The organism is Micromonospora parastrephiae (assembly GCF_016802865.1).
GTDB lineage: Bacteria > Actinomycetota > Actinomycetes > Mycobacteriales > Micromonosporaceae > Micromonospora > Micromonospora parastrephiae.
The window spans coordinates 21593-34289 of record NZ_JAEVHM010000008.1 but is presented as its reverse complement, the minus strand read 5'-3'; the positions used below and the strand labels follow the sequence as shown (position 1 = coordinate 34289).

Annotated in this window: 16 protein-coding genes and 1 pseudogene; 5 read left to right on the top strand and 12 right to left on the bottom strand. The window is 72.0% G+C overall.

Going from position 1 to position 12697, the window contains the following annotated elements; genetic code table 11:
- Positions 1–2 precede the first annotated feature (2 nt).
- The 7 genes and pseudogenes from JNW91_RS03685 to JNW91_RS03655 all read right to left on the bottom strand — a co-directional run.
- On the bottom strand, positions 3–1001 hold the full coding sequence (locus JNW91_RS03685) for a tyrosine-type recombinase/integrase (protein ID WP_203173528.1): 999 nt from the start codon (positions 999–1001) through the stop codon (positions 3–5).
- A gap of 78 nt (positions 1002–1079) precedes the next feature.
- Entirely contained in the window at positions 1080–1505 is a 426-nt protein-coding gene (locus tag JNW91_RS03680) for an Hsp20/alpha crystallin family protein (RefSeq protein ID WP_203173555.1), read from the bottom strand.
- Between the two features lie 101 nt (positions 1506–1606).
- Entirely contained in the window at positions 1607–2101 is a 495-nt protein-coding gene (locus tag JNW91_RS03675; protein ID WP_309244210.1) for a GNAT family N-acetyltransferase, read from the bottom strand.
- A gap of 29 nt (positions 2102–2130) precedes the next feature.
- On the bottom strand, positions 2131–2553 hold the full coding sequence (locus tag JNW91_RS03670) for a DUF6069 family protein (RefSeq protein WP_203173527.1): 423 nt from the start codon (positions 2551–2553) through the stop codon (positions 2131–2133).
- A gap of 75 nt (positions 2554–2628) precedes the next feature.
- Positions 2629–3105 (bottom strand): MarR family winged helix-turn-helix transcriptional regulator, encoded by a 477-nt coding sequence (locus tag JNW91_RS03665; RefSeq protein WP_203173526.1) that lies wholly within the window; start codon positions 3103–3105, stop codon positions 2629–2631.
- A 52-nt stretch (positions 3106–3157) separates the two neighbouring features.
- Positions 3158–3406 (bottom strand): DUF2087 domain-containing protein, encoded by a 249-nt coding sequence (locus JNW91_RS31785; RefSeq protein ID WP_309244209.1) that lies wholly within the window; start codon positions 3404–3406, stop codon positions 3158–3160.
- A gap of 471 nt (positions 3407–3877) precedes the next feature.
- A pseudogene (locus JNW91_RS03655) lies at positions 3878–4000 on the bottom strand (XRE family transcriptional regulator); the annotation flags it as partial.
- A gap of 99 nt (positions 4001–4099) precedes the next feature.
- Here JNW91_RS03655 and JNW91_RS03650 point away from each other — a divergent pair.
- Positions 4100–5365: a hypothetical protein gene (locus JNW91_RS03650; protein WP_203173562.1), complete on the top strand. Its 1266-nt coding sequence runs from the start codon at positions 4100–4102 to the stop codon at positions 5363–5365.
- Positions 5352–6272, top strand: a complete 921-nt coding sequence (locus JNW91_RS03645; RefSeq protein ID WP_203173525.1) for a hypothetical protein — start codon at positions 5352–5354, stop codon at positions 6270–6272. The genes JNW91_RS03650 and JNW91_RS03645 overlap by 14 nt, the downstream gene beginning before the upstream one ends.
- Positions 6273–6419: 147 nt before the next feature.
- Here JNW91_RS03645 and JNW91_RS03640 read toward each other — a convergent pair whose 3' ends face one another.
- Genes JNW91_RS03640 through JNW91_RS03630 form a run of 3 tightly spaced genes read right to left on the bottom strand, consistent with a single transcriptional unit; the run spans position 6420 to position 8551 of the window.
- The gene (locus tag JNW91_RS03640) at positions 6420–6995 is read right to left on the bottom strand and encodes a GNAT family N-acetyltransferase (protein WP_203173524.1); all 576 of its coding nucleotides are present in this window, start codon (positions 6993–6995) and stop codon (positions 6420–6422) included.
- A 21-nt stretch (positions 6996–7016) separates the two neighbouring features.
- Positions 7017–7523 carry a mycothiol transferase gene (locus tag JNW91_RS03635; RefSeq protein ID WP_203173523.1) on the bottom strand — a complete coding sequence of 169 codons (507 nt, stop codon included), beginning with the start codon at positions 7521–7523 and terminating at the stop codon, positions 7017–7019.
- Entirely contained in the window at positions 7520–8551 is a 1032-nt protein-coding gene (locus JNW91_RS03630; RefSeq protein ID WP_238424297.1) for an aldo/keto reductase, read from the bottom strand. The genes JNW91_RS03635 and JNW91_RS03630 overlap by 4 nt, the downstream gene beginning before the upstream one ends.
- 110 nt (positions 8552–8661) lie before the next feature.
- Here JNW91_RS03630 and JNW91_RS03625 point away from each other — a divergent pair, with 110 nt between their 5' ends.
- Positions 8662–10212 (top strand): glycosyltransferase family 39 protein, encoded by a 1551-nt coding sequence (locus tag JNW91_RS03625; protein ID WP_203173522.1) that lies wholly within the window; start codon positions 8662–8664, stop codon positions 10210–10212.
- A 33-nt stretch (positions 10213–10245) separates the two neighbouring features.
- Here the strand turns inward: JNW91_RS03625 and JNW91_RS03620 are convergent, their stop codons facing one another.
- Positions 10246–10728: an RrF2 family transcriptional regulator gene (locus JNW91_RS03620; RefSeq protein WP_203173521.1), complete on the bottom strand. Its 483-nt coding sequence runs from the start codon at positions 10726–10728 to the stop codon at positions 10246–10248.
- A 132-nt stretch (positions 10729–10860) separates the two neighbouring features.
- Between JNW91_RS03620 and JNW91_RS03615 the strand changes: the two genes are divergently transcribed.
- Positions 10861–11601 carry an SDR family oxidoreductase gene (locus JNW91_RS03615; protein WP_203173520.1) on the top strand — a complete coding sequence of 247 codons (741 nt, stop codon included), beginning with the start codon at positions 10861–10863 and terminating at the stop codon, positions 11599–11601.
- 66 nt (positions 11602–11667) lie between these two features.
- On the top strand, positions 11668–12129 hold the full coding sequence (locus JNW91_RS03610; RefSeq protein ID WP_203173519.1) for an HNH endonuclease: 462 nt from the start codon (positions 11668–11670) through the stop codon (positions 12127–12129).
- A 5-nt stretch (positions 12130–12134) separates the two neighbouring features.
- Here JNW91_RS03610 and JNW91_RS03605 read toward each other — a convergent pair whose 3' ends face one another.
- Positions 12135–12692: a GNAT family N-acetyltransferase gene (locus JNW91_RS03605; protein WP_203173518.1), complete on the bottom strand. Its 558-nt coding sequence runs from the start codon at positions 12690–12692 to the stop codon at positions 12135–12137.
- Positions 12693–12697: the final 5 nt, after the last annotated feature.

The following is a 12697-nucleotide window of genomic DNA, read 5'->3' as shown; positions in this document are numbered from 1 at the left end:
GCTCAGCCGCGGCGGCGTGACCGCGCCGCCCACACCACGTACGCCGGGTCGCGGTCGAGGTTGTGCCGGTCGCGGTCGTAGCGGCGGGTGGTCCGTGGGTCGGCGTGCCCCATGGCGTCCTGCACGTCTTCCAGGGGCACGCCCTCGGAGCGGGCGGTGGTGGCGAAGGCGTGCCGCAGCGAGTGCGGGGACAGCCTCGCCCAGGCCGGGATCCCGGCCGCTCGGGCGAGGCGGCGGACCATCCGGAACACCGAGTGCCGATCCAGGCGGGCGCCGCTGGCGGTGACCAGCAGTGGCCCGGTGAGCTGCGGCACCGGCACGCCGGTGGCGGCGGCCCGTTGGGCCAGGTAGGCGTCCACGGCGTACCCGGTGCCGGGGGTGAGGGCGCGGCGGCGCTGCTTGCCGCCCTTGCCGACGAAGCGCACGCTGCGGTGGCCGCGTTCGGTGCCGAGGTCGGTCAGGTCCAGCGAGATCAGCTCGCCGACGCGCAGGCCGAGGTCGGCGAGGAGCGCGATGGCCGCCCGGTTGCGTACGGCGGTCGGGCCGGTGTCCGCGTCGGCGGCGGCGAGGAGGGCGTCCACCTCCTCGGGGGTGAGCCCGACGGTGGCCGAGTGGTCCCGGTCGACGCGGGGGCGATCCGCGCCGGAGACCGGGTTCGCCGGCACCCCGCCGAGCTTGACGAGGAAGTCGTACCAGCTGGACAGCGCGGAGAGCCGACGTGCCACGGTGGCGGGGGTCAGTGGGCGACGGCTGCGCGCCCCGAGGGTGGACTCCAATGCTCGGGCGTACTCGTTGACGTGCAGGAACGTGGCCCGCAGCGGGTCGACGTCGCGGCCGGCGCACCAGGTGAGCCACCCGGTGACGTCCCGCCGGTACGCGTCGCGGGTGTGCTCGGACAGCCGCCGGTTGCGCAGCCACGCCTCGGTGACGTCGACCGGTCCGCCGGGTAGGACGGGCCGGGCGGCGGGGCGGACGAGCACCGGAGCGTCGGAGGACACCATGTGAAAAAGGCTCTCAGCTCGGGTGGGATCGGCCTGCAGGCGCGCCGATCCCATCCGAGGCTGAGTCGATCCCGTGGGTCAGGCGTTGATCTGCCGACGGCCGTCGCCGTTGGCGGTGATGGTCACCCGGCGCGGCTTGGCGCGCTCGGCGACCGGGATGCGCAGCGTCAGCACCCCGTGTTCGTAGCCCGCTTCCAGCTTGTCGGTGTCCAGTGTGTCGCCCAGGAACAGTCGCCGGGTGAAGGTGCCCATCGGGCGTTCGGCGGCGACCAGCTCGACGCCGTCGCCGGCGGGTCGGCGACGCTCGGCGCGGACGGTGAGGACGTTGCGCTCGACGGTGCAGTCGATGGTGTCGGGGTCGACGCCGGGCAGGTCGAACGCGGCGTAGAAGTAGTCTCCGTCGCGGTAGGCGTCGAGGTGCATCGTCGCCGGGCTGGCCGCCGTACCGAAGAACTGCTCGGCGAGCCGGTCGATCTCGCGGAACGGGTCGGTACGCATCAACATGGTCATGCCTCCTCGGTTCTCCTGGCCGAAGGTGATGGTTGAGTCGGGGTGACTCAACTTCCTCTTTTTATTTAGCGCGACCGGAGTCGGACGTCAACCGCTCAACGCAACCGTTTTTCGAACCAGTGCTCGGCGTACGGGCCCCGTGAGTACGCCGGGATCTCGACGTAGCCGTGCCGGGCGTACAGGGCGCGGGCCTCGACCAGGTCGTCGCGGGTGTCGAGCCGGATCCGGTCCGCCCCCACCGCGCGGGCACGATCCTCGGCGGCGGCCAGCAACGCGGCGCCCCCACCCGCGCCGCGATGCGGGGGACGGACGTACACCCGGGTCAACTCGGCCCAGCCCGGCTGCCACCGCAGCCCGGCGCAGCCGGCCGGTTCGGCGCCGTGATGGGCGAGCAACAGCAACCCGGTCGGGTAGGTCAGGTCGTCGCTGGGCATCTCGACCAGCGCCGCGTCGACCTCGCCGGGCAGGGCCGGGCGGTGGTGGTAGCGGACCACCATCTCGGTCATGTACTCGCGCAGCAGCCGGGCCGCGTCGGACTGTTCGGGTTGGACGGTGGTGGTCGCCCAGGTGGGTCGGATGGTGGCGGTCACCTGTCGATCATCAGCGCCCGGTCAACGGATTATTCCGAGCGGCGGTGGGTCGGCAGCAGGGCGATCAACGCGACCGCCACCGCGAGGTGTGTCGCGCCGAGGGTCAGCTTCGCGCCGGCGGTGGCCTCGGTGCCGAGCAGCGGGAGGAAGGACAGCAGTGTCACCACGACGGCCAGCGAGATCCAGACCGGACGGGCGAAGCGCGCGGCGAACCGCTCCAGCAGGGCCAGCGATGCCCAGCCCAGCAGGGACGCGCCGAGAGCGACGACGCCGATCGCGCCCGCCCCGATGACCGTTGCGGGCTGACCGGGGCTCTCGACGGTGAAGTCGACCCCGGCCAGTGCGCCGATCGCCCAGATGGCCAGGCAGGCCAGCACTGCGATGGCAACACCGAGGGCCCGACGGCGCAGCGGCGAGTCGGTGGTGGGGGTGGTGACGGCGGCAGCACTCATGACGGCTCCTCGTTCAGGGAAACGAACGAGTATGACCGTAGCAGATAGTCTTGTTCGGAACTATCTTTCTCGGGATCAACAACCGGAGCGGCCACCGGGCGCGTACGGGGAGGTGTTGGCCAACGGTCCGCTGATCAGTGCGACGAGGGCCCGCAGGAACGCCTCCCGGTCCTGCTCGGGCAGGGTCGCGAGGAGCTCGTCCTGGATGCGCCGGACGACCTCCTGCGCCCGGCGCAGGATCCGCTCCCCCGCCGGCGTCACCGCGACCAGCCGCGCACGTCGATCCGTCGGGGCGGGGCGGCGCTCGGCCAGCCCGGCCCGCTCCAACTGGTCGAGCGTGACGACCATGGTCGTCTTGTCCACGCCGCACCGCTCGCCGATCTCCCGCTGGGTCAGCTCCCCGGTGCTGGCCTGCGCCAGCACGTAGTGCGCCCGCGGCGAGATGCCCAACTCGGCCAGACCCGCCGCGTGCTCGGTCTGCAACGCGTGACTCGCCCAGGAGAGCAGGAACAACAGGTCGGGTGGGCCGTCGGCGGGCGTACACGAGGTCATGCACGGAGGCTAGCAACATGCTCCGGAACCAGACGGTTCGCGCAGCGGACGATCAGGCCCGCTGGTAGATGCCGTGCTCGCGGGTGAGCAACTGCTCGTCGACGAGGTAGCGGCGCAGCGTGACGTGGTCCGACCCGCCCGCCGCGCACCAGGGCTTGAGCGCCTCGTCGACGGCCCGCTCGGGATACCGGGTCCCCGTCGTGAACGACCGGTCCGCGATGTGCGCCAGCAGCACCCGCCTGCGACCACGTTGTGCCGGCAGGCCCACCAGGACGCCCGCGCGCAGGAAGGTCCGCAGCACCGGGTCGTCCGCCGGGTCGGCGTCGTCGGCCGGGCGACGGTCGCGCGCCGCCGCCCGCAGCGACGCCTCGTCGGCCGCGAGCGCGCCGTCCGGGCCGATGAGAGACCCGCGTCGGTGAGCCGGCGAACCCAGGTGAGCACCACCCGCGCCGCCAGGCCGGTCCGCTGCGCGACCTCGGCGACGCTGGTCGCACCCAGCACGATCGCCGCGAAGACCCGCCGCCGTCCGTCGTCGGCCAGGGCCCCGGCCAGAGCATCGGCTGTCATGCCGCTCACCCTCCCATCGGGGGTACGCGGGCCGCCAGGCGATTTCCGGTCGCGGCTGTCAGCCGGGCTGCTCGATCAGCCGGCGTTGCGTGCCAGTGCGACGAAGCCACGCCACGACTCCGGGCTGACGGTGAGCGTTCCGCCGTCGCGATCCTTCTTCATCGCCGTCGCCGCCGCTCTTCGTGCTCTTCCGCCACCGCGCCGGTCATGTCCATGCTGCTGCCGCTTCTGCGAGGAGTGCCAGGGAACGCCCTCGGGGCAGTGCCTCTCCGCGGATACGCTCCCACCGTCGCTGCAGGGTGCCCAGAAGCTGTGCGCGGAGAGGTGTCGTCGGAGCACTCCGAGAGGGGACCCGCGGGCTTATGCGCAGCCGAACATTGCGCGAGACTGACGGCGTGACGACCCGCCCCGGGATGAGGCCGGCCGGATGAGCCGGCCAGACAGGATTGTCGTCGCCGCGCTCGCCGCGGTGGGTGCCATCCTGATGTACCTGGTGGTCACCGCCAAGCTGCGTTCCATGCCGGGGCCGTTCACCATCCCGCGGACCGCCGTCGACTTCCCGACGCTCGTCGTGAAGGGTGTGGCCTTCTTCGCCCCCCTCGACCCCATGACCGCTCCCATGATGGACGCGGTGACGCCGCAGATCCGTTGGGTCGTGATCCTTTTGATCGGGGTGTCGACGTACCTGGCCTGCGGCCTGGTCACGCGGCGGACGCACCCGTTCATCGCGGCGATGACCGGCGCGGCCGCCGCCCTCACCGCCACGGCGATCGGGGACCTGCTCTGGTGGGCCACCTTCGTGGTCCGTGTCCACACCGCCCCCACCGGCTGGTACGCCAACGAGGCACTGGACCACTCCACGCTCCTCGCCAGCGCGCACCTGACGCTGGCCGGCTGGACGTCCGACGCTCTCTTCCTCGGCTGCCTGGTGGCAGGCACGAACGCATCCCTGGTGGGTAGCGTCAGCCTGGCGAGGTTGCTGCTGGACCGGTTGAACAAAGCGACCGACGAGGACGAAGGCGAAGACGAGGAAGAGGACGCGGTCGACGACACGGACGAGGACCCGGAGCCGACAGCCCGCGTTCCGCTGATCGGCGACGTGCGAGGACGCAGCGCGAACCTTGCCCTGGCCGGCGTCCTTCCGGTGCTGGTGCTCCTGCTGATCAACGGCACCCGAGCCGTGTGGGAGAGCTATGCCGGGAGAGGTTTCCTGGGACTGCTCAGGGAATTCCTGTACCGCCCCGCCCTGTCGCCGCCGCCACTCGTACGCGATGACGTGGGGTACCGGCTGACCCACGAGATCGAGCCGAATCCCCTGTCGATGGACCTGTGGGTGCACAGGTCGGTGCTCGCCCTCGCCCTGCTGGTGTTGCTGTGGCTCCTGCTGCGGGCTCTGCTCGCCGGCCTGCCGAACTCCGGGCACCGCCTCGGGCTCGTCGTCGTCTGTTGGGGTGCCACGATCGCCGCGGCCGGGCTGACCGCGACATCCGACGTCCTTGTCGACTGTGCGGTCTCGCACTCCCCTACCGGCTGCGCGCCCTGGCAGTCCCTGGGCGTGCAGTTGACCTCCTCGCTGCGTTTCGGCGCGGCCTGGGGTTGGCTCGTCGCGCTGCCCGTGCTGCTGGCCCGTCGGCTCCTCGACAACAAAACGTCCATCGATACGCAGGAGACGCCGGTCCATGAGTCCACGTAACAAGCGCCCGCGTCGCCGTAAGGCCCCCACTCCGGCCCCGGTGTCGTCGCCCGCGCCGGCAACCGTCGCCTGGTGGAAACGTCCCGTTACCTGGCTGCTGACGATCGTGGTCGGTGCGGTCGCCACCTGGCTCGGCGCCGTCGTTCTGGGCATGATCAATCAGTGGAAGCCCGCGGACGAGCTGGCCGAGGAGTTGGCCGGCCGGGGGCCACTCGTCGTCCTGGACGTGAAGCACGTCCCCTATCCGCAGGAGGGTTCGCTCGACTACGTCTACCCCGCCGGCTCCGACCTGGCTCGCCTGGACGCCGCACGTCCGGACGATCCGGCCGTCGAGGCCGGCGCGGTCGACATCGAACGGAGCACCTGGGAGATCACCCTCGTCGGCACCCGGGACGAGGCAGCCGAGGCCGTCGACCTCCGGCCCGTCCTCGTCGAGCCCTGCCGCGCCCCACTCACCGGGATCAAGGAGCCCAACGAATCCCAGGGCGAATCCAAGAAGGTCGTCCTCGTGACACACGTGGATCGCCCGAATCCCCGGATGCTCGTCGAGGACCGGGGTGGCGACGAAGCCGGTGCCCCGTTCTTCGCCACCCACAAGATCACCTTGCCCAAGGGTGAGAAGAACGTCATTCAGGTACGAGCGCTCAGCGCGAAGCAGCACTGCCGATGGCGACTGGAGTTGGACTACCTCGCCGACGGACGACGCCAGACGATGGTGATCTCGGCACCCGGCGACAAGCCGTTCGAGGTGACCGGGCGCGCGGACGACTCGGCCTACACCTGGGTCTACCTCAATCCGATCAATGGCTGTCGGGCCAAGGACGGCAGCAAGACCGACCGGCTCCGCATCACGGGCGCCGAGTACGCGCAGATGGTGCGCGAGGGGCGCAACTGCCCCTACTGGTAGCCCCCGGTCGTCCACCAGCTGCGACGCCGCTCCGGATCGCCGGCACACACCTCCACCGCGGACTGGTCGGCACCCCTACCGGTGCGGCTACGGCTGCCTGACCACCAGGGCGTTCTCGTCGCCGAGGGGCAATTTCCTGGTTCAGTCTCAGGTCGCCAACCGCGAATGCAGGTGCATGTCGTGCCAGCCGTCGGCGTGGCGCACCGAGCCGCGGGCCACGCCCTCCTCGATGAAGCCGGCCCGCGCAGCCACCCGGCAGGACGCGGTGTTGGCGGTCGAGTGCTCCAGGGCCAGCCGGTGCAGCCCGGCCCGCGTGAAACTCCACCGGGTCAACGCGCGCAGCGCCGCGGTGGCGATCCCTCGACCCCGCGCGGCGGGCAGCACCCAGTACGACAGGTGCGCCGACGCCTCGGCCAGCAGCACACCGCGCCACCCCACCTGACCGACCGGCCGGTCGTCAGCGTCGACGATCGCCCAGCTGGCAGCCGTCTCGGCACGCCAGCGGCCGGCCCACTGCGCCGTCCACGCCCGCGCCTCGTCGTCGCTGTCGAGGCGGCGGACGTGCCACCGCTGGATCGCCGGACAGTTGAAAGCGACCCGGACCGACGGGCCGTCGTCGTCGCGCCACGCCCGCAGCGCCAGTCCGGGGCGTACCGGCAGGTGGGGTTGCTCCTGGCCGCCGATACTCCCGGCGGGCAGGGCGGGCGCGACGAGCAGCGGCATGCCCCCAGTATCGCCTCGGCCTCACTCGCCGGTTGGACCGCCGGCGAGTTCGGCAACCACGTCGAGGTGGCCGAGGTGGCGGGCGTACTCCTGGACCAGGTGGAACAGCACCCGCTCCAGCGACGCCGGGTCGGCGCCGTTCCACCGCGGGCCGGGCGCCCCCACCTCCGACAGGTCGTGCGCCGTCACCACGGCGCTGGTGTGCGCACCCTGCGCGCGCAGCGCCGCCACCAGGTCCGCGCGGGTCTGCTCGGGCGCCACGTACCAGCGGTCCCCGCGGCGGTCACCCCACGGCTCAGCGATCTGCCGGCCCTGGAAACCCCACTCGATCCAGCGCAGCTCGACGTGACGCAGGTGGGTGAGCAGCTCCAACGGCGTCCACCCGGACGGCAGCCGGCTACGCCGCAGCTCCGTCTCGTCCAACGCCGACACCTTGGCCAGCACCGACTCCCGGAAGTAGTCCAGGTAGCGCAGGAAGACCTCGGTGCGGCTGCCGGCCGCCTCGGTGGGCTCAGGAAACGGGATCATGGCGCGGTCGGCAGGTCGCGGCCACGCTGACGCACTCCCGCGTCGCCGTACGGGTAGTCGCCGACCGGCGGGGCGCTCGCCTCGTCCAGCAGCCGCGTCTGCTCGGCGTCGAGCACCAGGTCGGCGGCGGTGAGGTTGTCGTCGAGCTGCTCGGTGGTGCGCGCGCCGAGGATCACCGAGGTGACCGCCGGTCGGGCCGCCAGCCAGGCCAGCGCCACCGCCGACATGGACACACCGCGTTCCCCGGCGACCTGACGGACCGCGTCGAGCACCCGCCAGGTGCGCTCCTCGGCGTTACGACCGGCGTACGCCTCGACGCCGCGCTGCGGGTTCTCACCGAGACGGGTGGCGCCGGTGGGCGTGCTGTCGCGCTGGTACTTGCCGGTCAGCCAACCGCCGCCCAGCGGCGACCACGGCAGGATGCCGATGCCCTCGTTCTCGCAGACCGGCACCAGTTCGAACTCGACCTCCCGGGCCAGCAGGTTGTACTGCGGTTGCAGGGTCACGACCGGGGTGAGGTTGAGGTGCTGGGTGAGCAGGGCGGCCTTCTGCAACTGCCAGCCGGTGAAGTTGCTGACGCCCGCGTAGCGGATCTTTCCGGCGCGGACCGCGTCGTCGAAGAACCGCAGCGTCTCCGGCAGCGGGGTCAGCGGGTCCCAGGCGTGCGCCTGGTAGAGGTCGATGGCCTCGACGCCGAGCCGCCGCAGGCTGGCGTCCAGTGCGCGGCTGAGGTGCACCCGCGACAGGCCGGCGTCGTTGGCGCCGGGGCCCATCGGGAACCGCCCCTTGGTGGCGATGACGAGGCGGTCCCGCAGGTCGGGTCGCGTCCGCAGCCAGCGGCCGACGATCTCCTCCGAGACGCCCGCGGAGTAGACGTCGGCGGTGTCGACGAAGGTGCCGCCGGCGTCGACGAAGCGGTCCAGTTGGGCGAAGCTGCCCGCCTCGTCGGTCTCCGCGCCGAAGGTCATCGTGCCCAGACACAGGGTCGACACCACCGTGCCGGTGGCGCCCAGAGTGCGATAGCGCATGTCGTCCTTTCGGTCCGAGTGACGAAGCTGATCTTCGCACCTGGTCACACCGTCTGCACGCGGAGGCTTCCGGGCACCCGCGCGGCGGTATCGGGGGCGATGATGTGCGGGTGAGCGAGTCCGCGATCGACATCGACCGACCTCACCAGCCGGCCCAGCCGCCGCCAGGTCGGCCACCGGAGTCGGGTCCGCGCGCGCTCGGCCGGTGGCTGGCCGCCGCCGCGACCAGCCTGACGCTGCTGCTGCTCGCCGGTCGCTACGGCTACCACCGCGACGAGCTGTACTTCCTGCTCGCCGGCCGACATCTTGACTGGGGCTTCGTCGATCAGGGCCCCCTGGTCCCGGCGCTGGCCCGACTGCTCGACACGATCGCGCCAGGAAACCTGGTGGTGCTGCGTACGCCGTCGGCACTGCTGGCCGGCGTGGCGGTGCTCCTGGTCGCCGCCATCGCCCGCGAGCTGGGCGCCGGCCGGGGCGGGCAGACCTTCGCGGCGGTGCTCGCCGCGCTGTCCGGCATCGTGCTCGCCGGCGGGCACCTGCTCAGCACCACCACCGTCGACCTGTTGGCCTGGCTGGCCGCGGCGTGGTGCGCGGTGCGGCTGCTGCGTACCGGTGACAGCCGTTGGGCGCTCGGCATCGGGCTGGCGCTCGGCGTGGGCATGCTCAACAAGCTGCTGCCCGCGCTGCTGGCCGTGGGCCTGATCGCCGGGGTGCTCATCGCCGGGCCGCGTCGGCTGCTGCGCGACCGGTGGGTGCTGGCCGCCTCCGCGCTCGCCGCGCTGCTGGCGGGGCCGAACCTGATCTGGCAGGCGGCGCACGGCTTCCCCCAGCTCGGCGTGGCGGCCTCCATCTCCGAGGGTGACAGCTCCTACAGCGGCCGCCTCGACGCGTTCGTCCTCCAGTTCGTCATCATCAGCCCGTACGCCGTACCGATCTGGATCGCCGGCCTCGTCGCCCTGCTGCGCCGGCCGGAGTGGCGGGCGTACCGGGCGGTGGGCTGGGCCTGGTTGGTCGTGATCGGCGTCGTGCTGATCGCCGGCGGCAAGGGCTACTACGACGCGCCACTGCTGCTGGTCCTGACCGCCGCCGGCGCGGTGGTCACCGGGGCGTGGGCGTCGCGCGGCTCAGTCCGGTTACGTCGAGGGTTGCTCGCGCTGGGCGCGGTGCCGTTGCTCCTGCCCACGGTGGTGCTGCTGCTGCCGGTGCTGCCGGCCGAACGGTTGCCCGGTTTCGTGGTCGACGTCAACTACGACGCCGGGGAGACGATCGGCTGGCCGGCGTTCGCCGACTCGGTTGCGGCCGTCCATCGTGTTCTGCCCGCCGAGGAGCGCGCGGGGGCGGTCGTCCTGACCGGCAACTACGGCGAGGCCGGTGCGCTGGCTCGTTACGGTCCGGCCCGTGGCCTCCCCCGCGCGTACTCAGGACACAACAGCATGGCCGATTTCGGCCGGCCGCCGGCCGACGCGGACGTCGTCATCGCCGTCGGTTGGGAGCGTCCCGACCAGCTGAACACCTGGTTCGAGGAGTGCACGCTCGCCGGGCGGGTGGACCAGCGGGCCGAGGTGGACAACGACGAGAACGGCGGCCCGATCCAGGTGTGCCGGGGGCTGCGGCGTCCGTGGGCGCAGATCTGGGACACCGAGGTACGCCACACCGGCTGACCGTGCGCAGCCGGCTCCGCCGGTCAGCCAGGTTCAGCCGGCTCCGCCGGTCAGCCAGGTCTGGATGCCGGCCAGGGCCTCGGGGCCGGAGTCGACGTCGACGTCACGGGCGAGGTCGGCGATCGTGACCGCGCCGAGTGCCTGGCGCCAGGCGTCCTCGGCGGCCCACATCGCGCGGGCGACCGGGCACGGCGTGGTGCAGGCGTCGGCCGGCGTCGCGAAGGGGCCGCGCTGGCGGATCTCCGTACAGACGAAGGTCGGACCGGGACCGTCGACCGCCCGGACGACGTCGAGCAGGGTGATGCTCTCGGGTGCGCGGGTCAGCACGTAGCCGCCCGACTTGCCCTGCACGGAGTGGATCAGATCGGCGCGGGCGAGGGCCTGGAGCTGCTTGGCGAGGTAACTGCTGGAGACGTCGTGCAGTTCGGCCAGCTTGGCCGCAGGGACGGGTGTGCTGCTGACCATGAGCACCACGCAGCAGTGCAGCGCCCACTCGACCCCGCCGGACATCTTCATGGCGTCACCCTAGCCACCCCATTACTCGGACTCATCCTGTCCGAGTATAGTTCTCGGACAGGAGAGGTCCGCGTTTGGTTGCGCCTCAGCGGCCGGACGAACGACCCCACAGTCACGGGAAGGTGCATGGGCATGAAGATCGCCGTACTGGGCGGAACCGGCCTCATCGGGTCACAGGTCGTCAAGATCTTGCAGGCCACTGGTCACGAGGCGGTGCCACTCTCGCCGTCCACCGGGGTGGACCTCCTCACCGGGCAGGGCCTGTCCGACGCGCTCACCGGCGCCGACGTGGTCGTCAATCTGACGAACTCGCCGACCTTCGACGACGCCTCCCCCGCGTTCTTCCAGACGACCATGGACACCCTGCTGGCCGCCGCCGACCGCGCGGGCGTGGGCCACGCCGTGGTGCTCTCCATCGTCGGCGTCGACCAGGTGCCCGACCTGGCCTACTACCGCGCCAAGACCCTCCAGGAGGACATCCTCAAGGCCGGTCCCATTCCGTACTCGATCGTCCGGGCCACCCAGTTCTTCGAGTTCGTCGACGCGATCCTGTCCTGGACCGCCGACGAGAACACCGTCCGCCTGCCCGCCACCCCCGTGCAGCCGATGGCCGCCGCGGACGTGGCGCAGGCCGTCGCCGAGGTCAGCATGGGCGCGCCCCTCCAGGGTGTCCGCAACGTCGCCGGGCCGGACGTCTTCGCCCTCGACGAGTTGGGGCGGATCACCCTCGCCGCCCGCGGTGACCAGCGCACCGTCACCACCGACAACAGCGCTGGCATGTTCGCCGCCGTCGCCGGCGACGTCCTCATCGCCTCCGACGACGCGGTCATCGCACCCACCGCCTACCGGGAGTGGCTCGGCCGCCAGGGCTGAGACGCGACCCGACCCGCGCGCGCTGTGGTGATCGACTGCCACAGCGCGTCCGGGTACGGTGTCGGCGTGCTGTCCGCGGTGAAGGGTCTGTCCCGGTACCACACCGAGGAGTCGCTGCGCGCGCACCTACTGGAGCGCTCGCACCGCACCGACGACGGCTGCCTCGTCGTGCACGGCTACGGGCCGCGACGCGGGGTCCACCAGAAGGTCGCCGGCCGCGCTTGGGCGCACATCGCCGCGTTCGTGGTCCTCGTCGGCGGGTACGACCCCACCCTCGACGTCGACCAGACCTGCGGCGCCCCCGACTGCATCGAGCCGACGCACCTGCGCCAGGTCAGCCGCTCCGAGACCTGCCGAACCCGGTCACAGGCGGCACAGTGCCGCAACGGCCACGACCGTGAACTCGACGCCGCGACCGGCCGCTACCGCCGGGTCTGCCGGGCCTGCAACCGGGAAGCCCAGCGACGGTGGCGTGAACGCGAGGCCGCCGAGGTGGCCCAGGCCCGCGCCGCGTACGGCCGCACGTAGAGGCGTCAGGCCCGGGACCGCCACTCCCGGGCCAGGACGGCGAAGACAAGCTGGTCAGCCCACTGTCCATCGAACAGGTAGCTCTGCACGTGGTGGGCCTCCTGACGCATCCCGAGCCGGGCCATCAAACGGGCGGACGCCTCGTTGCGGGCGTGACAACGACCGAAGACCCGGTGCAGCCCGACCTCGTCGAACCCCCAGTCCACGAGCGCCGCGACGGCCTCGGTGGCCAGGCCGCGACCGCCATGATCGGGATGGAAGACGTACCCGACCTCAGCCGTACGGTCACGCTCGCTGCGCCACACCAGCTCGACGGTCCCGATCACCCCGGTGCCGTCGACCACGGCCACCGTCAGGCAGTCGCCCTCCGCGCGCCACGCGTCCTCACCCGCCATGGCGAGCACCGACGCCCGGGACTGCTCGCGGGTACGCGGCTCGGCGCCGAGCATCCAGCGCACGACGTCGGGCCGGCTCTGGTACGCGTACACGTCGTCGAGGTCGTCGATCGTGACCGGTCGCAGGGTGAGCCGCGGGGTGTGGATCGGATAGGTCGGCTGGAACATCAGGC